The following is a 25,706-nucleotide window of genomic DNA, read 5'->3' as shown; positions in this document are numbered from 1 at the left end:
TGCCTTCCGGCTGCGGGGTGGCCGGGGTGGCGCGTTCCTACATCACACCCGACCGCGGGTGGCACACCATCTGGCGCACCCTGGCGAACCCTGGCGAATACTCGCTTGGCCCATGACGGCCCGCTACCTTCAAGTCAGCCGAGAACCTGGGGGCTTGACGTGACGAGGGAACCCAACACCCGCCTAGCGGATCTGTTCGGCCTGGCCGGATGGTCCAAGGGCGAACTCGCGAGACTGGTGAACCGGCAGGCGGCCGTCATGGGCCACCCGCAGCTGGCCACCGACACCTCACGGGTGAGGCGTTGGATCGACATGGGGGAGTCCCCCCGCGATCCCGTGCCCCGTGTGCTGGCAGCCCTCTTCACCGAGCGGCTCGGTCGTGTCGTGACCATCGAGGACCTCGGGTTCGGCCGGCGAGGGCGCGCAGGCAAGGGGCAGTCCGCTGACGGGCTGCCCTGGCCGCCCGAGCGGACCGCCGCGGTCCTCACCGAATTCACGGGAATGGACCTCATGCTCAACCGACGCGGCTTGGTGGGCGCGGGCGCCGCGCTCGCCGCAGGCTCAGCACTCAGCAGCGCTATGCACGACTGGCTGCACTCCGATCCGGTTCTCGCCTCCGACGCTCCCCGCTTCACCGACCCCCTGCACCTGAACTCCACACACGCCGACCACGCCGGGCTCGACCGCTACGAGGCGGCGCCCGTGGGCTCCACCGAGATCGACGCCCTGGAGCACTCGGTCAACGTCTTCCGCGCCTGGGACGCCCAGCGCGGCGGCGGCCTCCAGCGCAAGGCGGTCGTGGGCCAGCTCAACGAGGTGGGCGGCATGCTCGCCTACCACCACCCCGAGCACCTCCAGCGGAGGCTGTGGGGGGTCGCCGCGAATCTCGCGGTGCTCGCCGGCTGGATGTCCCACGACGTGGGCCTGGAGCCCACCGCGCAGAAGTATTTCGTCATCGCCGCCCACGCGGCACGCGAGGGCGGCGACCGACCGCGGGCGGGCGAGGCGCTCTCCCGTGCCGCGCGCCAGATGGTCCACCTCGGCCGCCCGGACGACGCGCTGGATCTGATGAAGCTCGCCAAGTCCGGCTCCGGCGAGGAGGCCCTGCCCCGCACCCGCGCCATGCTCTGCACCATCGAGGCATGGGCTCAGGCGTCCATGGGCCGGGGTCAGGCCATGCGGCGCACCCTGGGCGAGGCCGAGGAGCTCTTCATCTCGGACAAGGGCGATGTGCCACCGCCCAGCTGGATGCAGTCGTTCGACGAGGCGGACCTCCACGGCATGGAGGCGCTGGCCTACCGCACGCTCGCGGAGCACGATCCCTCGGCCGCGGCGGTCGCCCAGCAGCACGCCAAGGAGGCCCTGGCGCTGCGCGGCGCCGGCTACCAACGCTCCATGATCTTCGACTACATCTCCATGGCGTCGGCCTGCTTCATCGACAACGACCCGGAGCAGGCGGACACCTATGCCCGGCTGGCACTGGTGTCCATCGGTGAAACGTCCTCGCACCGCACCTGGGACCGGCTGCGCGTGATGTACCGGCTCACCGGGCGGTACGCGGGCTACGGCCGGATCGAGGACCTCCGCCAGGAGATCAAGCAGGCTCTCCCCAAGGCTCCGAAGAGCCCGGGGAAGGGCACGCGCAAGGATCCGGACAAGGGCACGGCCGTCTAGGGCGGTTCGGGGTCTCTCCCGGGATCACATGAAGGACCTCTCCGGCACCGGGTTCACCCCAAGAAGCGGATCCTCAAGTTCCGCGGATCTTCAAGCGGCTTCGGCCGGGCCCGCGTACGGATGCTTCCACGGACCGTCTCAACGGCGGATGCGGGCGATCAGCACGCAGGCGTCGTCCTCGCGCTCCTTGCCCCCGAACTCCTCCAGCACGCCCCTGACGCACTCCTGGGCACTCCTGGCCGTGGCGAACCGCGGTGCGAGGTCCAGCAGCCGCTCCGTGATCGCAGCGGACGGCTCGGTGCTGCGGGGTGACAGACCGTCGGTGTGCAACACCAGCACATCGCCGGGCTCCAAGGGCTCTTCGGCCTGGGCGTACGCGGCATCGGGCACCGCTCCGAGCAGCATGCCCTCCGGTGGTCGGAGGGCACTGCCGACTCCGTCGCGGAAGAGCAGCGGGGCGGGGTGGCCCGCCTGCGACCAGCTCAGCGTCCTGGTCGTGGGGTCGTAACGACAGCACACGGCGCTGCCCAGGGCGGGCTGCGCGGAGGCATCGAGGAGGTGATTGAGCCAGCCCATCAGAGGGCCGGGCTCGGCCCCGGTGACCGCCATGCCCCGCAGCGCGCCCAGCAGCATGGCCATGCTGGAAGTGGCGGCCACGCCGTGCCCGGTGAGGCCGCCCACGCTCAGCACGGTCCTGCCGTCCGGCAGTTGGAGGGCGTCGAACCAGTCCCCGCCGACCAGCGCGCTGCGGGCGGAAGGAAGATAGTGCGCCGCGAGATCGAGAGTGCCGGGGGTCGCGTCGGCCTCCGGCACCGTGCTGCCCGGGGGGAAGACCAAGGAGCCGCGCCACGGCGGCAGCACGGCCTCCTGGAGCTCGACCGCGAGGCGGTGCTCGGTGCGCGCGGCGTGCCGGTGGTGCCGCAGCGAGTCGCGCGTCTCCTGCACGGCCTGGCGGCTGCGGCGCAGCTCGCTCACGTCCCGTAACACCGCCCACATGGAGGCCGCGGCGCCGTCCGCGTCGAGCACCGGCTCACCCATCATGTGCACGGTGCGCCGCGAGCCGTCACCGCGCACGATGCGGAACTCCCCGTCGATCGGCTTGCCGTCGACGAGGCAGTCGGTGACCATCGCGGTCAGCAGTTGGGTGTCCTCCTCCAGGATCCAGGAGGGCAGCTCGTCGAGCGTGGGCGCGCCGTCCTCGGGCCGGCGGCCGAAGAGCTCGAAGAGCTCGGGGGACCAGGTGACATCGTCGGTGAGGAGATTCCACTCGGCGCTGCCGGCCTTGCCGAGCGCCGCGCCGGGCTGCCGGCCGTACGCCCCGGCCGGATCCCCCGGGAGCGCCTCCGGATCGTCGGCGCGGGCCGCCGTGCCTTCGTCGGGCAGCCCTTCCCGGAGCTGGTCCAGGTGCTCGCCGAGGTCGTCGAGCTGATGCGCGGCGAGCTCGCACAGGGCGCGCTGCCAGCGCGCCCGGGGGTCGGCGGGCAGCTCCTCGCCCACGGCCTCGCGACGCACGGCGTCGAGGTCGCCACGGAGCCGGCGCGTGAGCGAGATCAGCGCGTCGACGGTCTGCTCGGGCGGCTGAGCGGCGGAACGATCCGTGTGGAGGGGGGACGGCATGACGTACTCCGATACGGGCGTGGCGCGACCGGCGTTGGGTCCGGGGGAAAGGCCGGTAACGACTGTTGCACAGGGAGCGAGGGCCTGTAAGTGGTTTGGCAACACCCGATCCGGTGGTGTCGACGGCATATGCCGAAGGCAACAGGGAGGTTTGTCAGGGGCATGAGGTATGGGGCGTTCCGGGTGCGGCAGGAGGTGTTCGGCGGTAGGGAGGAGGTGTGTCGTGGACATGGAGACGCGGTGCCGCGCAGGGCGCGGAGGGGCGAACGACGTCAAATGCGGTCAAAGATCCACTGTGTGCTCGCGGTGGGCCCGGAGCGCCGCCGCCCGGTGCTCCGGGCCGGGAAGCCCCTGGCCTCGGGTGCCGGTGGCCCAGAGGAGGGGCGGAGGCGGGCAATTCGGGCGCGACTCGGCGGAATGCTCGGCTCCGGGTAGGCTGCGGGCGCTCGGAGACCTCGAGTTCCCGCTGTTCACCAGGCATGGCACCGGTGGACACCGGCAAGAATGCCGGACGACGGAAATCCCGTTGCCAGCCGACTCCCCGCACCGGATGCTGACCCCATGTTCGATCCAGACATAGCGCCCAGCGGCACCCTGCTCGGCCTCCTTCAGCGAGGCCGCGGCGACGGGACCCTGCATGCCCTCGCGGCGCCCCGGGCGGAGGCGCTCGCGGCGCTGCACCACTGCGTGCTCCACGACCCCCGGCGTGACTGGCAGGTCGAGAACCGCTCGCTCTATTACGCGCGCCTCCACATGGACCTCGACGGCGGGTTCGACGAGATCGAACAGCACCTCTTCCACCCCGACGACCTGCTCGACACCGCCGAGGAGCGCACCGGGCTGGCCCTCGCCGTCCTCGGCCACCTCGCGTCGTACGGCCGCACGGACGCCCTGCTGCTGCTGCGCCGCTACGCGATCTCCGGCGGGAACTGGGCCTGGGCACTCGACGAGCTGGCCCTGCGGGACGACGACGCCGGACTGCTGGGCCTCGGGGAGAGCGTCCTGGCCCGCTTCCCCCACACCCCCGCGGGTGAGACCGCGCTCGCCGCGGCCGTGCGCGACGCCTTCGAGCCCCGCCCCTGGCGGCTGTGGGCCGACGACCGGCTGTCGCCCGCGACCGCCGCCCGCGTCCGCGCCGCCCAGGAGCAGGGCTCCTTCGACCGCTGGCAGCGCCAGCTGCGCCCGACGGGCCCCCGGCCCGGCTGGAGCGTGCGCGAGGTCCTGGACTGGGCCCAGGAGGGCCTGGCCCTGCACCCCACCCAGCTGCGGCACGTCCCCGCGACCCGCTGCCTCACCGCCGTCGCCGGTCCCGAGGACCGGCTGGAGATCATCCAGGCGGCCGCGTCCGGCCCCGAGGCCGCGCGCGCCACCGCCCTGCGCTATCTCGCGGAGCACCACGACCCCCAGGCCCTCGACCTGATCGAGACGGCCGCGGCCGACCCCGCCGAGCTGGTCGCGGAGGCGGCCGTCACCGCCTTCGAGCGCATGCGCGACACCGCGGCCCTGGAGCGGGCCCGTGTGTGGATCCATCGCGCCGACGCCCTCGGCGCCGCCGCCGCGGGCATGCTGGCCTGCCGGGGCGCGGCGTACGACTCCGCGCTCGTGCTCGGTGCCCTGCGCCGGACGGTGCGGGCCGAGGGCCCGGACGCCGCGGTGCTGTGCGACCTCGTCCACGGCGCCGGGCGGCTCTCGATCGGCTGCGCCGCGCCCGTCCTGCGCCACATCTACCGCGAGACCTCCTCCTCGCAGCTGCGCGGGCGCACGGCGCGCGCCCTGGCGGCCACGGACCCGTCGTTCGCCACCGGCTTCGCCGTCGAGTGCCTGTGGGACTGCGAGGAGACCACCCGCGAGCTGGCCGCCCACCACGCCACCACGGCGGACGCGCGCGTGGTCGAGCAGCTCCGCAGACTCGCCGCCGACCCGGCCGAGGAGGCCGAGGTCCAGACGGCGGTCCGCAGCCGCTTTGGCCCCGAGGCGTCCTCGGCGGGATGATCAGCGGCATGACTTCCACGATCATGCCGCGCGCCGCGGCCGGCGGCCGGGCGCTGCTGCTCTCCGCCACCCTCATATCCGCCGTCGCCGTCCCGCTGGTGGCCGGGCCCGCCGCGGAGGCCCGGCCGCGTGCCGCGGCCGCCGCGGACAGGGACACCACGGCTGTCCGGATCACCGAGGGCCAGGTCGCCGAGGCCGCGCCCGGCCGCCCGATCCTCTACCCGAGCGTGACGAGCTGCCTGACGGTGACGGTCCACCTGAAGGACGGCGGCAAGGCGGGCGCGCACGCCAGCCTCTTCCAGGTGCCCGGCGAATACCGCTCCGACCGGATCCTCGCCGCGCTCAGGAACCGGGTCGGGAAGCGGCCGGTGAGCGGCGTCGAGGTCAAGGGCGCGGTCGGCGCCTGGTATCCCGGCTATTTCACCAAGGCCATCGAGAGCTACGGCGAGGGCGAGACCGTTCCCTACCCCACGGCGCCCGACGCGGAAGGCATCGCGAAGGCGGTGGCCTCGGGGCTCGGCGTGCCGCGCGCGAAGGTCACCGTCGAGGACCTCCCTGACGGCGATCTGACCGTCAACTGATCCGGGCGCCGGGCGGAACGGCCGCCCGGCGCCACCCGCCGATGCCGGCTTTCCCGTCGTCACCTGCTTGAATCGGACCGGCTGAACGTCAACCGGACTTCAACTGACCGCGCCGCCGTGCCAAGCTGGGGCGACGGACGCCATGACCAGGAGGTTTTTGATGACGGACAGCAACGCGTCCCAGGACACGCCCGAAACCGGCGCCGAGGACGATGTGAAGCGGAAGTTCCGCGAGGCCCTGGAGCGCAAGCGCGGCCAGTCGGCCGAGGGCGGCGCCAACGGCCAGAGCCGCGACGGCTCCAAGATCCACGGCACCCACGGCAAGGCGGGTGGCCAGCGCTCCTTCCGTCGCAAGAGCGGCTGACCGTCCCCTCGGTCAGGTACGGCGGCGCCCGAAGGCCCGCCGTGCCAGCCGGATCGCCAGCGCGATCAGCAGCACCACGAAGAGCACGACGATGATCAGCACCACCAGCAGGAAGATGCCCAGCTTCGCGAAGAAGCCCTTCTTCTTTTTCTTCGCCTTCGCGGCCGTGACCTGGTGGTCCACAGCGGTCCGGGTGGTCTGCCGCGCCCCGTGACGTACGGCGGCGGGCGCCTGGGCGGTGTCGGCGGTGCCCGTCGCGGCCACCGTCCGGCCGGCGGACGCCACCGTCCGGGCCGGGCTCTCGGCCGAAGCGGCCGGCACGAGCAGGGCGGCCCCCAGGGCCAGGGCCGCGACGACGGCCGCACGGCGGGTGCGCCGGTCCCGGCGCCGCACGGCGTCCGCCGACCGCCCCTCGCGCGGTGGCCCGTCAGCTTCCAACTCAGCGATCATCCATGCCCCCATGGTGTGCCGGGTGTCCCTGGCAGCGCAGGCGGTACCGGCGGGTGAACCACCGGCGTCCCCATTATCCGCCCACCGCGGGCGACTTGAGCAGGGCGCGTGCCGGGCCGACGGGGCGCGACGGAATCGCGACAGACGCGCCCCGTACGGCCGGACGCACCCCGTCGAGCGGGTAGGGCCCGGCGACCTGGTGCGTTCGTACGAGGAAGCGCGGGCGGCCGGCGCCCGGGCACGGCGGCCGTTCGCCGCGGCGCGTTCACCACCCCACGCGATGTCAACACCCCACCCGTCACTGTCACCCCACAGGACCGCCCCGCATCGCGTCGCGCCCCCGGCACCCGCCGCCCGCCTGGAAAGCTGGAGCCGCGAGGCCCCGGACCCGCCGACGCCTCCGTTCCCCGAACGCACACCGCGAGGACCCGTGACCCTCGATTCGCCCCCGCACTCCGTCGCCCCCGAGCGGTCCCCGGCCGCCTTCTTCTCGCGCTACTACACGCGGCGCACGGAGGAACTGTGGCCCCGGCCCGACGACGCCCTCGACTCCCTGGCCCGCTACGCCCTGCTGCCCCACGGCAAACTGCTGCGCCCCAGGCTGTTCCTGCTGTGTGTCGCGGCACTGGGCGGCGACCTCGCCCAGGCCGCCTCCCTCGCGGCCGCCCTGGAAAGCCACCACACCGCGAGCCTGGTGCACGACGACCTCATCGACGGGGACGCCGAACGCCGGGGCCGCCCCTCGGTCCACGCGCGTTTCGGCACCGACCGGGCCCTGCTCGTGGGTGACGCCCTGATGTGCCGCTCCTTCGCCGACGTCGCCGACTGCCGCGGTCAGGGGCTCGCCCCCGAACTGCTGCTGGACATCATCGCCCTGGCGGGCGACACCGGAGTCGAGATCTGCCGGGGCCAGCTGCTGGAGGACCGGATGCGCACCGACCTGGGCTGCGGCCTCGACGCCTATCTCGCCATGATCACCCTCAAGACCGCCGCCCTGCTGCGCTCCACCTGCCGCATGGCGGCACTCGTCACCGGCGCCGGTGACGAGGTGACCGCGGCGCTCACCGCCTACGGCGAGATCCTGGGCATCGCCTTCCAGATGCGCGACGACCTCCTGCCGTACCGCGCCCAGGACGTACGGTCGCCGACCGGCAAGCCCATGGCCAGCGATCTGAGCAACCGCCGCCCCACGCTGCCGTTGCTCCTCGCCCTGGAGCGGGCCACCCCGCGGCAGGCCCGGCGCCTGCGGCGGCTGTTCCTGCGGGGCGAGGGGCGGCGGGCGCGCAGCAGGCTGACCGCGCTGGTGCACGAAGTGAAGGCCGTGGAAGCGGCGGTGGGGATGCTCGACGCCTACGTGGAGACCGCGCGCACGCACCTGAACCGGCTGCCCGACACCGCGCACCGTGAGCAACTGCATCGGCTGACGTACGCGATGAGCACCAGCTGACGCGCGGTGCCGGGGCCGCGCCCCGGTCAGACCGCCGTGGCCGGCGTGCCGAAGTCGCGCAGGGCCTCGTTCACGATGGCCTCCAGGCGCTCATGGTGCGCTCCGCGCCAGTAGACGCGCTCGCAGTCCACACACTGGGCGAAGACGTCGTACGTGGAGCGCGTGCCGTGTTCCAGGCGCTCGCCCACCGACTGCTTGTCGGCGTCGCGGAGCGGGCCGTTGCAGGCCGTGCACCGGCTCCAGGGCACGAGGGCCGGGGCGAAGCGGCCGAGGACGTCGCGCAGTTGCTCGTCCGGCCGGTCGCTGTAGACGTAGGCGCCCGCCCAGATCTCCCGGCGCCGCAGCAGCCCCCGGTCACGGGAGAGCAGCACCCGGCGCTCGGCCGCCGAGAGGGCCGCGAGGGCGGGGTCGCCGATGTCCTCGCTCTCGTAGGCGGCGTCCACGCCCAGCAGCCGCAACCGCCGGGCCAGCGTCCCCAGGTGCACGTCGAGGAGGAAGCGCAGCGGAGCCCCCGGCACCTCCTGCGGGCGCGTGACGGCGCGCACCTCGACGTCCTCGTCCGCTCCCGGGACGTACGACACCGGCACCTGCCGCCCGTTGACCAGCAGCGCGCCCACCTCGGTGAGCGGGACGCCGGACGACTCGACGACATGGCCGAGCGAGGAGGCGCCGTCGGTGGCCACGGGGGTGCGCTCCGCGCGGCGGTCGGCGGGCGCGAAGAGCCGCAGTTCGGGGGCGAGGGTGAGGCGGATCCGGCAAGGGTTCACACCTTCAGCATAGGAAACGGCCTGTGTGCGACGGCGGCTGCCCCGCCCGGGGCCTCGGCCGGCGCGTACGGCCGCGCCCGGTGCCACCCGGCCGCCGATGTCGATCGTGCCGTCGGCGCGCGGGCGGGTGAGGATCTGCGAGGCCGCGCCCTGACGGATGTCGAGGGCACGGCCCAGCCGGTCGGTGAGCGTCAGCGCGGCCGCGCCCGTCGCCTCGTCCTCGGCGATGCCGTCGCCGCGGCGGGGGAAGCCGCGGGCGCGCACCCGGCCGGCGCGCTCGTCCTGCCAGGCCCAGGCGTACAGCCAGCCCTCGCCCTCGGGAGGCGCGGGCAGCGCCTCGACCTCGGCCGGTGAGGCGTACTGCTCGGTGAGCCGTCCGGCCGCCCACGCGGCGCGGCCGCGCACCCAGGTGAACTCGCCGTCCCCGTGCACGCGGACCTCGCCCGCGGGCGGCCGCAGCACCTCCGTACCCAGCAGCCACCCCACGCCGACCAGCGGGTGGCCGGCGAAGGGTAGCCGGACGCTGGGCGTCCAGATGTCGACGACGCCTCGGCCGGCGTCGTCGATGAACACGGTCTCGCTGTAGCCGAGTTCGGCGGCGAGTTCCTGCCTGGCCGTGTCACCGCGCACGGCCGTGCCGTCGTGGACGACGCCGAGGGCGTTGCCGCCCTCGGCGTCCGGTCCGGTGAAGACGTGGAGCACCTGGATGTCGATCATGTGGGCATTCAACATCAGGCGCGGCGCGCCGTCCGGGTCAGGGCTGCCGGGTGTCCGGGGCGGCCGCGGGTCCCTGACGCAGGAACAGCAGCATCCGCGTGAGTCTCCCGGGCGGGCGAGCGCTGGCCCGGAGGGCTCGTTCCGGTGGCGAGGCGGGCGGAGTCTCCGGCTCCGCGGCCGCGGGGGAGCCCTCCGGAAGGCCGGCCGGTTCCTCTTCGACGACGGCGGTGGGTGGTGGCCCGGAGGCGTGGTCGCGGTAGACCTGGGCGCGCAGATAGGCGCCCATGGCACGCGCGGGGTCGAGGGGCATGACGTCTCTTTCCGGTCTCTCTGCTCTCGTACCTGCTGGATGTGCCGGGCGTGGTGGGCGGCCCCGGGCAGTGGGGCGCGCCTCGCCCTCAGCAGCGCAGGACGGTGTGACCCGCGCGGGCGGCGCGCGCTGGAGCGGCGTCGGCGCGGGAGACGAGCAGGGGGAGAGGAAGCCGGGCGACCGGGGTGGCCGGGCCGGTGGGCAGGGGCACGCGCCGCCCCTCGCGCACGGCGCTCCCGGGGAGCAGCGGTACGGAGGTGACGCACTCGTCGGACGGGGCGAACTCCGAGGAGGAGGTGCCCTCTTCGCGGTCGTCGCCGTACGCCATGGCCTGGACGCCGCCGCCCGCGAGGACCAGCAGCAAGGAGATCAGCACGGCGGCCGCGGCGCGGAGCGCCGACTGCGGCAGAGCGAGACCCCAACCAGGCATGGACTTAGCGTAAGATTGCCATTACTTTGCGCGCATTCCTGCGTTCGGGTGATTTTTCCGGATCTCGCAGGAGGGCTACTTCCTGGCGGCGAGCTCCTTGTCCAGCCAGCGCAGCACGACCGGGTACTCCTCGCGCCACGTCTGGAAGTTGTGTCCGCCCTCGTCACGGACGAGTTTGGTGACGCGGGCCGGGGGCTTGGCGGCGGCCGCGAACTTCAGGGTCGGCTCGTAGTTCTCCTCGCCGGTCTTGCTCGTCGACACCAGCAGGGACACGGGCGGCGGGGGCATGTGCTCGAGGCGCCAGGTCAGGTCGTTCTCGTTCCTGTACGCCTTGCTGCCGGCGTAGAGGTCGCCGGTCTTGCCGTCCTGCCGGGCGAAGTAGTCCGCGGACAGCCCCGCTGCCGCCCCGTACCGCGCGGGGTCGGTCATGGCGAGCTTCAGCGCGCAGTAGCCGCCGGTGGAGTTGCCCACGGCGCCCCAGGAGCCCACGGCGTCCGAGGCGCGGTACTGCTCGGAGACCGCCAGCGGGAGGTCCTGGCCGAAGAACGTCAGCGCCTGCGGGCCGCCCGGCACGTCCGTGCAGTTGGTGTCGCGGTCGGCGACGACCGAGGGCCGCACGAGGAGATAGATGGTGGGCCGGATCTCCTTCGCCATGATGGCGGAGGACGCCACCTGCGGGATCTTGAGCTGGGTGATGAGGTTCTTGGAGACCCCTGGCTGGCCCGTGATCGCCACGACCACGGGGAACTTCTCGCTCGCGTGCTCCTTCTGGAAATACTGCGGCGGCAGATAGGCGTAGCCGTCCATGCTCAGCCCGCTGACCGGGCCGCGGATCTCGACGCGGTCCACCTGGCCCGCCTTCTCCCGGGTGCCCTTCAGGCCCACCGACTCCTGCCCCTTGACGGTGAGGGCGCGCACCCGCTCGCCGCCCTCCGGGCCCGGCTGGAGGGACTGGCGGCTGGAGGCGCGGCCGAGGAGCTCGTTCCAAGTGGAGTAGAAGCCGAAGGTGTTGTTCGCGGCGACGAGGAGCACCGCCAGGATGCCGGCCTGGGTGACGGCCAGCAGTCCGATCCGGGCGGCCAGGGGCAGGAGCCCCTTCCCCGCCGCGCGCGGCCACAGCCAGAGCACGAGCACGCTCACCGCGAGGGCGATGAGCGTGAGGACGGTGAGGAACGTCTGGGACGTGAGGCCCACGGTGGTCACTCCTCGTGGAGGGAGGTTCCCCAGGAGAGACGGGATACGGCCGGTACGGGTTTACCGTGCGACGGCCGATGTCATCTTATGCCGGTGGGGAAAGCCCGGCGATTCCGGCGCCGGGCGGGCCGGGGCCCGGCCCGCCCGGCAACGCGTGAGGTCAGCCGGTGCCCAGGACCTTCGCCTCCAGCTCCGGGTCCAGCCCGGGTGCCGGGCGGTCCGGGCGCCGCGGCGCCACGCAGTCCAGCGTCCGCAGCCACGCCCAGGTGTCGGCCACCGTCTCTTCGGCGGGCCGGCACCGCAGCCCCGCGGCCAGGGCCTTCGCCGCCGACCCCCGGTGCAGCGTGTCGTACAGCTCGCCGCGCGGCACCCACACCGGAAGGTCCGTCCACGGCTGGACGCCCGCCGCGAGAATCGCCTCGGGGCCGGTCCAGCGCAGCTCGGCGTCCGAGCCCGTGGCGCGCACGCACGCCTCCAGCAGGGCGCCCGTCGTGGTGTGTCCCGGCGGGGCGATCAGGTTGTACGGGCCGGAGAGCCCCTCCGTGACGGCGTCCAGCGTCCAGGTGGCGAGGTCGCGCACGTCGATGAACTGCAGGGGGAGGTCGCGCGGCCCGGGCGCCAGGACCGGCCCGCCGCGGGCGATCCGGTTCAGCCACCAGGGCAGCCGGCCGATGTTCTCGCGGGGGCCGAGGATCAGCCCGGCGCGCACCAGCAGTGACGCGTCGTCGCCGAAGGCCGCCGTCGCCGCGAGCTCCCCGCCGCGCTTGTCCTGCGCGTAGTCCACCGCGCCGGCGTCCGGCGAGCCGTCGACCACGGGGTGGCTCTCGTCGTGCCCGTCCGGCGAGGGGTAGGTGTAGACGGAGCCGGTCGAGACGTAGGCGTAGCGCCCGGCCCGGCCCGCCAGCGCCCGCGCCGCGTCGCGCACGGCCGTCGGCGCCGCCGACCAGGTGTCGACGACCGCGTCCCACTCGCCCGTGCCCAGGGCCGCCAGGCCGTCCGGTGCCGTGCGGTCGCCGTGCAGCGCCCTCACGCCGGCCGGTGCCGCGTGCCGCCCGCGGTGAAAGACGGTCACCTCCCAGCCGCGGGCCAGGGCCGCCTCGGTGACGGCGTGGCCCACGAATTCCGTTCCGCCCAGAATCAGTAGTCTCATGAGGGAAACCCTGCCTGCTCAAGGGCGTTGACGGAAGCGTCGTCAGCCGTGAGCGGATCTGCCGCGGGCAGACGGCCGGAGGCCGCCTTCCGTCATATGCCGGTAATCATTCAACCAGCCGCCGATCGAGTGGAGTTGATCCCTCCCCCAAGGATTTGAGGGCAACCTTACTTAGAGGGGGCGGCGCGGCTTCCGGTTGCCTCCCGGAGTTGGGGTCGATCTTGGAAGGCGCGTCGGCGGCGAGCGCCGTTCGGGTGATGTATCCGGCAATCGGCGGGTGTAACGGGCAAGCCGGACAGGAGTGATCAGGCCGATCTCAGGGCGTCTCATTCCCCGGGGCATCTCTGTGGCACCGTGCGAAGAGGGCGGGCGCCGCGGCGGTGTGTACCAATGTCGGCACAGGTCATCGCGGAGATGGCCGCCGGATCCGGGGGCGGCCCCTCCGGCGGGGGGTCCGCGGAGGTGCGTCCAATTCCGGACAGCGGCCGGGCACATGCGCCTGGGCTACTCGGCAGTGCGCCAGCGGGACGTTCGGCCATGGCGCACTATATGGCTGGGCGGTCGAGAGGCATCGGTGCCTCTCGAGGGCCGGGCGCCGCCGTGCCCGCCGCCCGTGGACACCGTCGTACGGCACCGGCTCCGGCCGTACGGCATCGGCGGCGGACACAGCGTCCGCGCCGGGCGCAGGAGAAGCGGGCGGTCGGGTGGGGAGGCGCGACCGCGCAGGGGCCGTTTCCGGGGACTCAATCGATGTGCCGTGGTGCCGGGTCCGGCCCTGCGCGCACACGTCGTACCGGACGGCCGCGCACCGGGTGCGCGAGGCCGTTCTGGGGGGAGAAAATCATGGGTCGTTCGACCCGTCTTGCCGCAGCCTGGGCTGCGGGCGCCCTGCTGGCCGTGGCCGTTCCCGTGACGGGAGCGTATGCCGCGGACACCACTCCGAGGATCGATCTGCGGGTGCTCGTCGTCGACGACGGCGGTCCCGCCACCGAGGCGATACGCGCCGAACTGGACGACGCGGGAACGCCGTACACGAGCGTGGCGCTCGACGACGCCGGGCGGCCCCGGATCGACGACGCGTTCCTCAGCGACACCGTCGACGGCAGACCCAGGGCCAAGTTCCAGGGCGTCGTGCTGCCCAACGACAATCCCTTCGGGGCCAATTCGCCGGAGATGGCGGCGCTGGCGTCGTACGAGAAGCGCTTCGGCATACGTCAGGTGGACGCCTATACGTATGCCCGCCCGGCCGTGGGCCTCAACACCCCGCAGGACGCCGGCTACAGCGGCACCCTGGACGGCGCCACCGCGCAGGTGACGGCGAGCGGGGTCACCGGACCGTTCGGCTACCTCAGGAAAAACGTTCCCTTTGAGGACAACGACCCCGGTGTCAACGAGAGTTGGGGCTATCTCTCGGCCCCGCTGGCCAAGCAGGCCGACGGCGCCACCTACACCAGCTATCTCGACGCCCCCATACCCGGCGGCACGGGGCGCGGTTCGCTCATCGGCCAGTACACCCACGACGGCCGCAGCGAGCTGGTCGTCACCTTCGTCTACAACCAGTACCAGCAGCAGTTCCGGCTCGTCTCCCGCGGCATGGTGGAGTGGCTGACCCAGGGTGTCCATCTCGGCGCCTCCCGGAACTACTTCGCCGTGCACGTCGACGACGTCTTCGCCTCCGACGACCGCTGGGACACCAAGCTCAAGTGCACCCCCGGTGACGTCGACTGCCCCGGCAACCCCACCCCCGACCACCCCGCGCTGCGGATGACGGCCGCCGACGCGCAGTACGCCAAGCAGTGGTCGCAGAGCCATGGACTCCCGCTCGATCTGCTCTACAACGGCGTCGGCAGCGAGGAGTACAAGGCGGACCACGGCGGGGCCCCCGACCCGCTGCTGAACCAGCTCGTCGCGGACCAGAAGTCCTTCCGCTGGGTCAACCACACCTACACCCACGCGTTCCTGGGCTGCGAGCAGAACACCACCGTCGTGCCCTGGAAGTGCCAGACCGATCTCTTCGGCAAGGTGCGCTGGGTCAGCGGGGCGACCATCAACAGCCAGATCAACGACAACCTCAACTGGGGCGCCCGGCAAGGGCTCACCCTCGACCGGGACGAGCTCGTCACCGGCGAGCACTCCGGCCTGCGGACGACTCCGCAGCAGCCCGACGACAACCCCAACCTCGCGCCCGTGCTGGCCGCGAACGGCGTCCGCTGGATCGGCAGCGACACTTCGCGCGAGCGGCAGCAGCGCCCGGTGGGCGCCGCGCTCACCGTCCCCCGCTACCCCATGAACATCTTCTACAACACCGGCACCGCCGCCGAGGAGACCGACGAGTACAACTGGCTCTACACCAAGAAGGCCGACGGCGGCAGCGGCACCTGTGAGAACTCCAAGGTGACGACCTGCCTGAAGAGCCCGCTGGACGTGAAGACGGGCTTCGGCTCCTACATCGTGCCGCTGGAGAGCCGGATCGCGCTGAGCCACGTGCTCGCCAACGACCCGCGGCCGCACTTCATGCACCAGTCCAACCTCTCCGAGGAGCGTATCGGCTACGCGGCCCTGGAGAAGACCCTCGCCGACTACGCGGGCCTCTACGCCGACAGCGCGCCGATCGTCAACCTCCGCATGCGGGACATCGGTACGGAGCTGAGCAAGCGGTCCGCCTGGAAGGCCGCGGTCGCCTCCGGTGCCACCGCCTACCGCATCGGCTCCGCGGTCACCGTCGGCGCACCGGCCGGCGTGGAGGTCACCGCGACCCTCCCCGAGGGCACCGTGCAGGTCAAGGGCGCGACCACCACCCCCTTCGGCACCGCGTACGCCGGAGCGCGCTCCGGCTGGGCCACGCCCGCCGCCGGGCAGACCCAGCTCTCCTTCACCCTGCCCGCCACCGCCACCACCGCGGCCACACACGCCACGGCCCACGCCGCACGGGTGCAGGACCCGGCGGCCCGCCTGTCGATCCCCCAGGGCGTCGCCCGCCCCGTGCCGTTCGGCCCGGGACAGGGCGCCCGCCGCTGAGCGCACCCCGTCACCTCAGGCCGCGCCACTTCTGGAGAACCGAATTTCATGCACGGACCGCTTGCCGAAACGGCATTCGACACCCCCTCGGTGACCCTGCTCACCGAGGGGACCTACCCGCACAGCCATGGCGGAGTGAGCGTGTGGTGCGACCAGTTGGTGCAGGGCATGCCCGACGTCGACTTCCGGGTCATCGCGGTGACGGGCACCGGCCGGGAGGCCCTCGCCTGGGAACTCCCGTCCCACGTCCGCGGCGTCGAGACCCACCCGCTGTGGGGCCCGGCCCCGGCCGGCCGCGCCCCGCGCGGCCGGGCCCTGCGCTCCTTCCTCACCTGCTACGAACAGTTCCTGCTGGCCCTCCTCGACCCCGCGCAGGAGCACCACTTCCCGCGCGCCTTCTACCGGCTGGCCGACCACGCGGCGGCGGGCACCCTGGCCCCGGCCCTGCGGGGCGAGGCCGCCGCCCGCACCCTCGTCCGCGTCTGGAACAGGACCGGACTCGCCACCGCCGCCGCGCGCCCCACGCTCCACGACGCGCTGACCGCCACCGACCTGCTGGAACACGCGCTCCGTCCGCTCGCCGCCGACCCGCCCCCCGGCGGCGTCACCCACGCGGTGAGCGGCGGGCTCGCCGCCCTGCCGGGCCTGGTCGCCCACCACCGGCACGGCACCCCTTTCCTCCTCACCGAACACGGCATCTATCTGCGGGAGCGCTACCTCGGCTTCCGTACGGAGCCGTACACCTGGCCGGTCAAGTCCCTGATGCTGGGCTTCTTCCGGCTGCTCGCGATCGAGAGCTACCGGTGCGCCGCGCTGGTCACCCCGGGCAACCGCTACAACCGGCGCTGGGAGGAGCACGGCGGCACCCCGCCCGCCCGGATCCGCACCGTCTACAACGGCGTCGACCCGGCGGCCTTCCCGCCCGCCGGACCGGAGCCGGAGACCCCGACCCTCAGCTGGGCCGGGCGCGTCGACCCGATCAAGGGCCTGGAGACCCTGATCCGGGCGTTCGCCCTCGTCCGGGCCGAGCTCCCCGAGGCGCGGCTGCGCCTCTTCGGCGGCACCCCGCGCGGCGGGGAGGGCTACCGCACCGCCTGCGAGAAGCTCGCCGCCGAGCTCGGTGTCGGCGAGGCCGTGGTCTTCGAGGGCCGGGTCGAGGACATCCGCGACGCCTACGCCGCGGGCAACGTGGTGATGCTCTCCAGCATCAGCGAAGGCTTCCCCTTCACCCTCATCGAGGCCATGTCCTGCGGCCGGGCCACGGTCTCGACCGACGTGGGCGGGGTCCGCGAAGCCGTCGGCGACACCGGGCTCGTCGTCCCGCCGCGCGACCCCGAGAGCATGGCGAAGGCGGCACTGAAACTGCTGCGGGACGACGCGCTGCGCGCCCGCATGGGCGAGGCCGCCCGGCTCCGCGTCATCGAGCAGTTCACCCTCCGCCAGACGATCAGCGCCTTCCGCGACATCTACCGCGACCTCGCCGGTGTCGGCCGGCCGCCCGTCGAGCGCGCCTGGCACAAGCCGCGGCCCGCTCACGAGGAAGCCGCTCCCGTCCCGGTCATGGCCATGGCGGCAGGTGACGCCGGATGAGCGGGTTACTCCGCCTGGTGCCCGACGAACCCGAGCCCGCCCACGAGCTCGCGGGCACCCCGGTGGCCGGCCGCCCCAGACCCCGGCCGCGGTGGGCCGCGGACCCGATCGACGAACTCGCCGAGGAGCTCGCCGCGGTGTGTGCCGTCGCCGTGCACCCCGACGAGATCGCGGCGGTCCTGGAGGCCGACGGGCTGACCGGGGAACAGATCACCGAACGCTACGGCCGGGCCGACGCCTTCGAGCTCGCGGCGGAGCTGTACGCACGCGTCCCCCGCAGCCACCCCGAGCCCGGCCCCCGCCCCGACCCCTGGCGGGTGCACCCCGCCCAATTCCTGCTCAGGGCCCTGGTGTTCACCCTCCCCGGTTTCGGCTACGCCCTCGGCTCACCGCTGATGAGCGGAGCCCGGGACGGCTACGGACTGCCCCAGGGCACCGTCGGACTCGTGCTCTCGGCGCTCGTGGCCTGGGCGTGGAACCAGGGCTTCGCCCACCGCGCCTACCTCCGGCTCGCCGTGGGCCGTCCGGCCGCGGGGCGCTGCCTGCGGTGGGGAGCGCCGCTCGGCGCCCTCCTCGCCACCGCGGCGACACTGGCGGCACCCCGCGGCGCCGGGGTCACCTCCTTCGCCGCGGGCCAGGCCGTCTATCTCGCGGCGGCCACCGTCCTGCTCGTCCTCGGCCGCGAACAGCTCCTGCTGCTCACCCTGCTGCCCACCGCCGCCGGGGGAGCGCTGCTCCTCGCCGTCCCCCTGCCCGCCCCCGTGCGGATCGCCCTGCTCCTCGCCACCGTCGCCGGCGTGACCGGCGCCGCGGTCCACGAGATCCTCCGCACCCGGGAGACCGGCACCCCGGGCACCCCGCCGCCCCCGCTGTCACCGCTGGCCTCACTGCCGTACGGGCTGTTCGGCCTGGGCTGCGGTGTGCTCACCACCCTCGCCGCGCTCGGGGACGTCCTGCGCCACAGCCCCGGCGCCCGCACGGCCGGTGCCGCCGTCATCGCGCTCACCCTCAGCATGGGAGCCGCCGAATGGCTGCTCTACCGCTGCCGGAGCATGGCCCTGGCCGCGCTCACCCGTGCCACCACTCCGCGGGGACTGCTGATCGGCGGGGTCCGCGTGCTCGCCTTCTGCGCGAGCGTCTACCTCGCCGTCCTCACGGTCCTCGCCCTGGCCACCGGCGCGCTCTGGCCGGACGGCCCCCCGGTCACCGCCGTACGGCTCGCCGGACTGCTCGCCCTCGGCACCGTCCTGTGGGCCGGGCTGCTGCTGCAGGCGTTCGGCGTCGCCTGGGTCCCGGCGCTGCTGTGCCTGGGCGCGGCCGGCGCCGAATCGGCCGCGCTGGCCCTGCGGGCCTCGACTCCCCCCACGGTCCAGCTCCTCGTCTGTACGGCCGCGGCCGCCGCCCTGCTGGCCGTCTCGGCCCAACGGCTCGGACGCCTCACCACGCACCGCTGACGCACCGCGTACCTCCAGCACCGCACGGCGCCACCACGGGCCGGTCCCGCGCACAGCCCGTCACAAGGGAGATCTCTCATGCCCGCATCCGCACCCGTCGCCGTCACCGGCGCGGAAGGCTTCATCGGCTCGCACCTCGTCGAGGCACTCGTCGCCTCCGGCCACCGGGTCCGCGCCATGGTGCAGTACAACTCCTTCTCCTCCTACGGCTGGCTGGAGACGCTGCCCGGCGAAGTGATGGAGCAGGTCGACGTCGTCCTCGGCGACGTCCGCGACCCCGGCTCCGTCACCGGGCTCGTCACCGGCACCGAAGCCGTCTACCACCTGGCCGCGCTGATCGCGATCCCGTACTCCTACCTCGCCCCGCACAGCTATGTGGAGACCAACGTCACCGGCACCCTCAATGTGCTCGAAGCCGTACGCCACCTGGGCATCCCACGCCTCGTGCACACCTCCACCAGCGAGACCTACGGCACCGCGCAGACCGTGCCCATCAGCGAGGACCACCCCATCAACACCCAGTCCCCGTACTCCGCTTCGAAGGCCGGCGGCGACCGGCTCGCGGACAGCTACCACGCCAGCTTCGGGGTGCCCGTGGTCACGCTGCGGCCGTTCAACACCTTCGGGCCGCGGCAGTCCATGCGCGCCGTCATCCCCACCGTGATCGGCCAGGTCGCCGCCGGACAGCGCGTCATCACCCTCGGCGACCTCCGTCCCACCCGCGACTTCAGCTACGTCAAGGACACCGTCGCCGCCTTCCTCGCCGTCGGCACCGCGCCCGCCGACGTCGTCGTCGGCCGCACCTTCAACTCCGGCACCGGCGAGGAGATCTCCATCGGAGACCTGGTGTCCCTGATCGGCAAGCTCATGGACACCGACCTGGACGTACGCCCCGACCCCGAGCGCGTCCGGCCGGAGAACTCGGAGGTCATGCGGCTCGTCTGCGACGCGGGCAGGCTGCGCGCCGCCACCGGCTGGGCCCCCGCGCACACGCTCCAGCAGGGCCTGGCCGCGACCGTCGACTTCTTCCGCGACCCGCGGAACCTCGCGCGCTACAAGGCCGGCATCTACAACGTCTGACCCGGCCGGCCCGCTCACCACCCGACGTGACCCACGCAGAGAGGACGGCAACCATGCACGTAGTCATACTCGCCGGAGGCAAGGGCGTCCGGCTGCGCCCGTACACCACGGCGCTCCCCAAGCCGCTGGTGCCCATCGGCGAGGAGCACGCGATCCTGGAGATCGTGATGCGCCAGCTCGCCGGCGCGGGCTTCACCAGCTGCACCCTCGCGATCGGCCACCTCGGCCACATCATCCGCGCCTATGTCGGCGACGGCTCCCAATGGGGCATGAAGGTCGACTACACCACCGAGGAGAGCCCCCTCGGCACCATGGGCCCCCTGCTCACCATGCTCGACCGGCTGCCCGAGCACTTCCTCGCCATGAACGGCGACATCCTCACCGACCTCGACTTCGGTGACGTCTACCGCACCCATGTCGCCTCCGGCGCACCGCTGACGATCGCCACCTACGCCCGTCAGGTGAACATCGACTTCGGGGTGCTCACCACCGACGCCGGGCGCGTCGTCGGCTTCGCCGAGAAGCCGAGCATGGACTACCGCGTCTCCATGGGCGTCTACGGCGTCTCCCGCGCGGCGCTGGCCCGCTACACCCCCGGACTGCCCCTCGGCTTCGACGAGTTGGTGCTGGACATGCTGGAGGAGGGGACCCCGCCGCACGCCTACGACTTCGACGGCTACTGGCTCGACATCGGCCGTCCCGACGACTACGACCGGGCCAACCGCGAATTCTCCGGGCACCGCGACCTGCTGATCAAGGGAGCGTGAACGGCTCGCATGCGCATTCTCGTCCTCGGCGGCACCGGCTTCCTGGGCCGGCACGCCGCCAGCAGCCTGCGCGCCCTCCCGGGCGCGCAGGTCCTCGACGCCGGCCGCGGGCCGGGTGCCGCGCTGACCGTCGACCTGGCCACCGCGGACCCGGACCGGCTCGCCGCCGCCCTGCGGACCGCCGCCCCCGACGCCGTCGTCAACTGCGCCGGCGCGGTCGGCGGCGGCCCTGTGACCCTCACCGCGACCAACGCCCGCGGCCCCGCCGTCCTCTGCGAGGCACTGCTCGCGGCGGCGCCCCGGGCGCGCCTGGTCCACCTCGGCTCCGCCGCCGAGTACGGCGCCACCGATGCCCGTACGCCGCTGGCCGAATCCGGCATCACCCGCCCGGTGGGGCTCTACGGCGCCAGCAAGCTGGCGGGCACCCTCGCGGTCACCGGATCCGGCCTCGACGCCGTCGTCCTGCGGGTGTTCAACCCCGTCGGCCCCGGTGCCCCGGCCGCCTCGCTGCCCGGCCGGCTCGCCGCCGAGCTGCGCCGGGCCGGGCCCGACGGCCGGGTCCGGGTCGGCGACCTCTCCACCCACCGCGACTTCGTCGACGCCCGCGACGTGGCCGAGGCCGTCGTCCGCGCCGTCACCGCCCCCGGGCCACTGCCGCCCGTCGTCAACATCGGCAGCGGAACCGCCCGTTCGGCCCGCGAGCTCGCCGAGGAACTCATCCGGGCCGCGGGCTTCCGCGGCCGGCTGGACGAGGACGGCGACGGCTCGCACCGCTCCGCCGCCGTACCCTGGCAGCAGGCGGACATCACGCTCGCCGCGCGCGCGTTGCACTGGCTGCCGCGCCGCCCCTTGGCAGAGTCCCTCACCGACCTCTGGGACGGGACCGCCCGACCGCCGGAGTCCGCCCCATGAACGGTACGGCCGCGGCACGACGCCGACTGCTCGTCCCGCTGTACGTCCACCCCGCCGCCGACCCCGGCGCGTGGGCCGCGCTGGAGGCGGCCGCGCCCGCGCTGCGCGGCGTGGTCCTCAACGTCGCCGACGGGCCGGGGCACCGCCCCGACCCCGCCTTCACGGCCGCGGCCGCGCGCCTGCGCGCCGCGGGCGTCCCGCTGTTCGGCTACGCCGACACCGGCTACGGCCACCGGTTGGCCCGCGAGGTCGTCGCCGACATCCGCCGCCACCGCAGGTGGTACGAGGTCGACGGGGTCTTCCTCGACCAGGCCGCGGCCCACCCCGCGCTGCTGCCCCGCTACCGCCGCCTGGTGCTGCTCGGCAAGGCGCTGGGCGCGCGCACCGCCGTGCTCAACCCCGGCACGCACCCCGACCCCGGCTACGCCCAACTCGCCGACCTGCTCGTCACTTTCGAGGGCGACTGGGAGGCGTACCGGCGGGCGGAGGTCCCGGCCTGGACCGCCGACCATCCGCCGGAGCGCTTCTGCCACCTCGTCCACGGGGTGCCTCCCGAGCGCGCCGAGCAGGTGGCGCGCACCGCCGAGCGGCGAGGCGCGGCGGTGCACTGCGCCGTGCCGGGCGAGGGGCCCAACCCCTGGCAGGCCGTGCCCCGGACGGCCGCGGCCGCGGGGGAGGGGCGATGAGACGCACCTGGTGGGCAGCGCTGTCGGCGGTGCTGCTGCTGGTCCTCGCGGGCTGCTCGTCCGACGACTCCCCGCGGGCGGAGCCGGACGACGGCGCGGGCCCGGCCGGCCGCTCCGCGAGCCCGCCGTCCGGCCGCTGGCAGCCCCGCCCCGGCACCCGCTGGCAGTGGCAGCTCGACGGGAAGGTCGACACGAGCGTGGACGTCCCCGTCTACGACATCGACGGGTTCGAGAACTCCGCCGCGGTCGTGGACCGCCTCCACGCGCACGGCCGCAAGGTGATCTGCTACATCAACGCCGGTGCGTGGGAGGACTTCCGGCCCGATCAGAGCGCCTTCCCGAAAACCCTGCTCGGCGACCGCAACAAGGGCTGGAAGGGCGAGAAGTGGCTGGACATCCGCCGCCTCGACACCCTCCGCCCGCTCATGGCCGCCCGCTTCGACATGTGCCGCGAGAAGGGCTTCGACGCGGTCGAACCGGACCTGACGGAGGGCTACCGCAACCACACCGGCTTCCCCCTGACGGCCGCCGACCAGCTCGCCTTCAACCGCATGCTCGCGCGACTGGCCCACGACCGCGGCCTGGCCATCGGCCTGAAGAACGACCTCGAACAGATCCCGCGGCTGGTCTCCGACTTCGACTTCGCCGTGAACGAGCAGTGCGCGCAGTACGAGGAGTGCGACGAGCTGACGCCGTTCGTCAAGAGCGGGAAGGCGGTCTTCCACGTGGAGTACGAGCTGGACCCGGGCGACTTCTGCCACGAGGCGAAGAGCCTCGGCCTGAGCTCCATGCGCAAACGGCTGGCGCTGGACGCGTGGCGCCAGCCGTGCTGAGGTTCCCGCGGGGGTCCCCGGTGGGTCAGGCGATCGCGTCCACGTAGACCCACTCGCCGTCGACGCGGGCGAAGCCGCTGTTCTCGTGCTGGTCGCCCGCGCGGCCGCGGGCGGTGAAGTGGGCGCGGAATTCCACGGTGCCCTCGTTGTGGAACGCCGTGCCGCCCGTCGTGCCGAGGATCTCCAGGCGGGTCCACCGCTGCTCCGGGTCGAAGTCGATGCTCTCCGGGCGCGTGCTCGGGTGCCAGGACCGCAGCAGGTAGGGGGCGTCGTGCACGGCGAACGCGCTGTAACGGGACCTCATGAGCGCCTCGGCGGTGGCCGCGGTCCTGACGCCCCGGTGGAGGGCGCCGCAGCATTCGCCGTAGGGCTTGCCGAGACCGCAGGGGCAGTCGGCGGTGAGGTCGGTGGTGCGTGTGTTGGACATCCTCCGATTGTCCACGCCGCCGGGGGCGCCGCGCCGCGCGGGCCGACACGCGTCCTCGCTGCTGGCGGCACGGCCCGCCCACCGGGATGATCGGACCCTCACGGCGGCCTGCAGAGGAGCCCCTGGATGTCCCGTCACCGCACGAGCAAGCGCGTCGCGCTGATCGCGGCCCTGGCCGCCCTGGCCCTGGCCCTCACCCCGGCCACCGGCACCGCCGGTCCGCACCGGGCCGCTCCGTACGACCACCAGCGCTGCGGCAACACTTCCGGCAGGGTGCTGCTGTCCTTCGACGACTGGGCCTACGACGACCCCGACCTCGCCGTGGAGGTGGGGGACTATCTGGCGGGCCGGGGCATCCGCGCCGCGTTCTTCCTCATCAACGAATTCGCCTCCCAGAACCCGCGCATCGTCGACACCCTGCGCGACCAGGGCCACTGGGTCGGCAACCACACCTACTCCCACCGGAACCTCCCGGACCTCTCCGAGGCCGACGCCCGCGCCGAGATCCGCGACGGCCTGGACAGCACCCTGCTGCGGCCCCCCTTCGGCAACTACGGGGACCGGGAGAGCCGCATCGCCTCCGAACTCGGCTACCGCGTCTGCACCTGGACCGTGGACACGCTCGACTGGGACAACAGCGCGGGCGGCTTCCCCGGCGCCGACACCCTCCGGGCGCGCGTCCGCCAGGCACCCGCGGCGGACAAGCGGGGCGGAGTGATTCTCGGGCACCTCTTCACCCACTTCCCCGACGCCGTGCCGGGGATCATCGACGACCTCCGCGACGAGGGCTATCAGCTGTGCCGCGACACGGGACCCACCTCGCGGAACATCCCCGTCCCGCTGGACTGCTGAACGCCCCGGCGGCCGACCGCCGTCCGGGCCCGCCGGAGACCGAGGACGAAGCGCGATGACCACCCGCCGGCGCGAGGCGCAGACCGGCGAGTGATCGCCCGGTCGTCGCGCTGCGTCGCCTGGATCCGGGTCCCCTTCTTCATCCCGCTCTTCCTGGCGGGGCAGCGCCCGGACGCGGAAGCGGGGGCGGAGGCCCTGGCCCGCGCCCAGGCGGGCGCGCGCGGGACCGTCAAGGAGATGCGCGAGATCATCTTCGATCCGTACCCGCAGATCCTCGCCACCGCGGGCCTGCCCGCCGCCCTGGAGGCACCGGGCGGCCGCTTCGCCGTGGACAGCGCCCCCGGCCGCGCCATGACGACCGAGGTGAGACGGCCGGCGGGCCCGCCCCGGGGTCGCGACGGGCACGGCGCCACCCGCGGGCGGCGGAGGCGCTGCGGTCCGGCGGTGGTGCCGACGGGCCGGGCCTCGCGGGGCCGCCCCCGGCCGCTTGCCCGCCGGACGCCTCCGCCCCGCCGCGCTACGTCGAGCACCGGCCCGGCACCCCCGGCGCCCGGGGCCGCCCTGCTGATCGTCGACGCCGAGGCGTGGCTCACCGGGGTGGCCCGCGCCGCGGCCCGGATCCGGCCCCGGGCTGAGGGCAGCGCCCGGCCGTCCTGGAGGAAACCTCCTATTGTGGTGCGAGAGGGACAAAGCTGTCGCGCGAGGCGGCACGCACGCGGAAGGGCGGTCGTATGGAGTCCGATGCCGGTGCGCCGGTGACGGTGGTCGTCGCCGACGACCACCCCGTCTACCGCGAGGGCATCGCCCGCGGGCTGCGGCTGAGCGGCCGGATCGAGGTGGTGGCCGAGACGGGGGACGGCGCGGAGACGCTCCGGGTGATCCGGGAGCTGGAGCCCCAGGTCGCCCTGATCGACTACCGCATCCCCACCATGGACGGCATCGCCGTCGTGCGCGCCGTCGTCCGCGACCAGCTGCCGACCCGCGCCATCCTGCTCTCGGCCACGACGGACGCCGCCGTGGTCTACCGGGCCGTGGAGGAGGGCGCGGCGGGCTATCTCGCCAAGGACGCCAAGCGGGCCGAGATCGTCGACGCGGTCCTGAAGGTCGCGAACGGCAAGCAGGTGGTCTCACAGGACCTCGCCGGAGGACTCGTCGACGAGATCCGGCTGCGCGCGGACCGGGACACCACGGTCCTCTCCGAGCGCGAACGGCAGGTGCTGCACGGCTTCGCCGCCGGCAAGAGCATCCCCCAGGTGGCCGCGGAGCTCTATCTGGGCGCGAGCACCGTCAAGACCCACACCCAGCGGCTGTACGAGAAGCTCGGGGTGTCCGACCGGGCGGCCGCCGTCGCCGAGGCGATGCGGCGCGGCCTGCTGGAATAGCGCGACCGTGCC

At 73.6% G+C, this 25,706-nt stretch carries 24 protein-coding genes and 1 pseudogene; 16 read left to right on the top strand and 9 right to left on the bottom strand.

Features of this window, described 5'->3' with window-relative positions; genetic code table 11:
- Positions 1–159: 159 nt before the first annotated feature.
- Entirely contained in the window at positions 160–1,674 is a 1,515-nt protein-coding gene (locus ACH427_RS23745; protein WP_398872231.1) for a hypothetical protein, read from the top strand.
- A 138-nt stretch (positions 1,675–1,812) separates the two neighbouring features.
- Here the strand turns inward: ACH427_RS23745 and ACH427_RS23740 are convergent, their stop codons facing one another.
- Positions 1,813–3,291 carry a PP2C family protein-serine/threonine phosphatase gene (locus ACH427_RS23740; RefSeq protein ID WP_398872229.1) on the bottom strand — a complete coding sequence of 493 codons (1,479 nt, stop codon included), beginning with the start codon at positions 3,289–3,291 and terminating at the stop codon, positions 1,813–1,815.
- Between the two features lie 561 nt (positions 3,292–3,852).
- Between ACH427_RS23740 and ACH427_RS23735 the strand changes: the two genes are divergently transcribed.
- From ACH427_RS23735 to ACH427_RS23725, 3 genes are all read left to right on the top strand, one after another.
- On the top strand, positions 3,853–5,283 hold the full coding sequence (locus ACH427_RS23735) for a HEAT repeat domain-containing protein (protein ID WP_398872227.1): 1,431 nt from the start codon (positions 3,853–3,855) through the stop codon (positions 5,281–5,283).
- Between the two features lie 8 nt (positions 5,284–5,291).
- Positions 5,292–5,864: a hypothetical protein gene (locus tag ACH427_RS23730; protein WP_398872225.1), complete on the top strand. Its 573-nt coding sequence runs from the start codon at positions 5,292–5,294 to the stop codon at positions 5,862–5,864.
- A gap of 160 nt (positions 5,865–6,024) precedes the next feature.
- Positions 6,025–6,228, top strand: a complete 204-nt coding sequence (locus ACH427_RS23725; RefSeq protein WP_398872223.1) for a DUF5302 domain-containing protein — start codon at positions 6,025–6,027, stop codon at positions 6,226–6,228.
- Between the two features lie 12 nt (positions 6,229–6,240).
- On the opposite strand, the gene ACH427_RS23720 is transcribed toward ACH427_RS23725, so the two are convergent.
- Positions 6,241–6,678 carry a hypothetical protein gene (locus ACH427_RS23720; protein WP_398872222.1) on the bottom strand — a complete coding sequence of 146 codons (438 nt, stop codon included), beginning with the start codon at positions 6,676–6,678 and terminating at the stop codon, positions 6,241–6,243.
- 430 nt (positions 6,679–7,108) lie between these two features.
- Between ACH427_RS23720 and ACH427_RS23715 the strand changes: the two genes are divergently transcribed.
- Positions 7,109–8,125 carry a polyprenyl synthetase family protein gene (locus ACH427_RS23715; protein ID WP_398872220.1) on the top strand — a complete coding sequence of 339 codons (1,017 nt, stop codon included), beginning with the start codon at positions 7,109–7,111 and terminating at the stop codon, positions 8,123–8,125.
- A 26-nt stretch (positions 8,126–8,151) separates the two neighbouring features.
- On the opposite strand, the gene ACH427_RS23710 is transcribed toward ACH427_RS23715, so the two are convergent.
- From ACH427_RS23710 to ACH427_RS23685, 6 genes and pseudogenes are all read right to left on the bottom strand, one after another.
- The gene (locus ACH427_RS23710; RefSeq protein ID WP_398872298.1) at positions 8,152–8,892 is read right to left on the bottom strand and encodes a Mut7-C RNAse domain-containing protein; all 741 of its coding nucleotides are present in this window, start codon (positions 8,890–8,892) and stop codon (positions 8,152–8,154) included.
- Positions 8,893–9,360: 468 nt separating this feature from the next.
- Positions 9,361–9,609 (bottom strand): annotated as a pseudogene (locus ACH427_RS23705) (PhzF family phenazine biosynthesis protein); the annotation flags it as partial.
- 37 nt (positions 9,610–9,646) lie between these two features.
- A complete protein-coding gene (locus tag ACH427_RS23700) occupies positions 9,647–9,919 on the bottom strand; it encodes a hypothetical protein (protein WP_398872218.1) in 273 nt (90 codons plus the stop codon).
- Positions 9,920–10,007: 88 nt separating this feature from the next.
- Positions 10,008–10,349, bottom strand: a complete 342-nt coding sequence (locus ACH427_RS23695; protein WP_398872216.1) for a hypothetical protein — start codon at positions 10,347–10,349, stop codon at positions 10,008–10,010.
- Positions 10,350–10,424: 75 nt separating this feature from the next.
- Positions 10,425–11,543, bottom strand: coding sequence for an alpha/beta hydrolase (locus tag ACH427_RS23690; RefSeq protein ID WP_398872214.1), 1,119 nt, complete (start codon positions 11,541–11,543; stop codon positions 10,425–10,427).
- 160 nt (positions 11,544–11,703) lie between these two features.
- A complete protein-coding gene (locus ACH427_RS23685) occupies positions 11,704–12,693 on the bottom strand; it encodes an NAD-dependent epimerase/dehydratase family protein (protein ID WP_398872212.1) in 990 nt (329 codons plus the stop codon).
- An 843-nt stretch (positions 12,694–13,536) separates the two neighbouring features.
- On the opposite strand from ACH427_RS23685, the gene ACH427_RS23680 reads away from it, so the two are divergent.
- The 8 genes from ACH427_RS23680 to ACH427_RS23645 all read left to right on the top strand — a co-directional run bounded on the left by ACH427_RS23680 (position 13,537) and on the right by ACH427_RS23645 (position 23,033).
- Complete coding sequence (locus tag ACH427_RS23680) at positions 13,537–15,711, top strand: hypothetical protein (RefSeq protein WP_398872210.1); 2,175 nt, start codon at positions 13,537–13,539, stop codon at positions 15,709–15,711.
- Between the two features lie 48 nt (positions 15,712–15,759).
- Complete coding sequence (gene pelF, locus ACH427_RS23675) at positions 15,760–17,301, top strand: GT4 family glycosyltransferase PelF (protein WP_398872208.1); 1,542 nt, start codon at positions 15,760–15,762, stop codon at positions 17,299–17,301.
- Positions 17,298–18,755: a hypothetical protein gene (locus ACH427_RS23670; RefSeq protein WP_398872206.1), complete on the top strand. Its 1,458-nt coding sequence runs from the start codon at positions 17,298–17,300 to the stop codon at positions 18,753–18,755. The genes pelF and ACH427_RS23670 overlap by 4 nt, the downstream gene beginning before the upstream one ends.
- Before the next feature lie 78 nt (positions 18,756–18,833).
- Positions 18,834–19,835 (top strand): GDP-mannose 4,6-dehydratase, encoded by a 1,002-nt coding sequence (locus ACH427_RS23665; RefSeq protein WP_398872204.1) that lies wholly within the window; start codon positions 18,834–18,836, stop codon positions 19,833–19,835.
- Positions 19,836–19,888: 53 nt separating this feature from the next.
- A complete protein-coding gene (locus ACH427_RS23660; protein WP_398872202.1) occupies positions 19,889–20,602 on the top strand; it encodes an NDP-sugar synthase in 714 nt (237 codons plus the stop codon).
- A gap of 9 nt (positions 20,603–20,611) precedes the next feature.
- Complete coding sequence (locus tag ACH427_RS23655) at positions 20,612–21,514, top strand: NAD-dependent epimerase/dehydratase family protein (protein ID WP_398872200.1); 903 nt, start codon at positions 20,612–20,614, stop codon at positions 21,512–21,514.
- Entirely contained in the window at positions 21,511–22,200 is a 690-nt protein-coding gene (locus tag ACH427_RS23650; RefSeq protein ID WP_398872198.1) for a spherulation-specific family 4 protein, read from the top strand. Before ACH427_RS23655 ends, ACH427_RS23650 begins: the two co-directional genes overlap by 4 nt.
- Positions 22,197–23,033, top strand: a complete 837-nt coding sequence (locus ACH427_RS23645) for an endo alpha-1,4 polygalactosaminidase (RefSeq protein ID WP_398872196.1) — start codon at positions 22,197–22,199, stop codon at positions 23,031–23,033. The genes ACH427_RS23650 and ACH427_RS23645 overlap by 4 nt, the downstream gene beginning before the upstream one ends.
- Before the next feature lie 25 nt (positions 23,034–23,058).
- Here ACH427_RS23645 and ACH427_RS23640 read toward each other — a convergent pair whose 3' ends face one another.
- A complete protein-coding gene (locus ACH427_RS23640; RefSeq protein WP_398872194.1) occupies positions 23,059–23,460 on the bottom strand; it encodes a YchJ family protein in 402 nt (133 codons plus the stop codon).
- A gap of 126 nt (positions 23,461–23,586) precedes the next feature.
- Here ACH427_RS23640 and ACH427_RS23635 point away from each other — a divergent pair, with 126 nt between their 5' ends.
- The 3 genes from ACH427_RS23635 to ACH427_RS23625 all read left to right on the top strand — a co-directional run bounded on the left by ACH427_RS23635 (position 23,587) and on the right by ACH427_RS23625 (position 25,694).
- Positions 23,587–24,312, top strand: coding sequence for a polysaccharide deacetylase family protein (locus ACH427_RS23635; RefSeq protein WP_398872192.1), 726 nt, complete (start codon positions 23,587–23,589; stop codon positions 24,310–24,312).
- A gap of 90 nt (positions 24,313–24,402) precedes the next feature.
- A complete protein-coding gene (locus ACH427_RS23630) occupies positions 24,403–25,071 on the top strand; it encodes a hypothetical protein (RefSeq protein WP_398872191.1) in 669 nt (222 codons plus the stop codon).
- Complete coding sequence (locus ACH427_RS23625; RefSeq protein ID WP_398872189.1) at positions 25,044–25,694, top strand: response regulator; 651 nt, start codon at positions 25,044–25,046, stop codon at positions 25,692–25,694. Before ACH427_RS23630 ends, ACH427_RS23625 begins: the two co-directional genes overlap by 28 nt.
- Positions 25,695–25,706 lie beyond the last annotated feature (12 nt).

The organism is Streptomyces sp. NPDC020379, assembly GCF_044387105.1.
GTDB lineage: Bacteria > Actinomycetota > Actinomycetes > Streptomycetales > Streptomycetaceae > Streptomyces.
The sequence above is the reverse complement of the archived record's forward strand: the minus strand, read 5'-3'. Positions and strand labels throughout refer to the sequence as shown.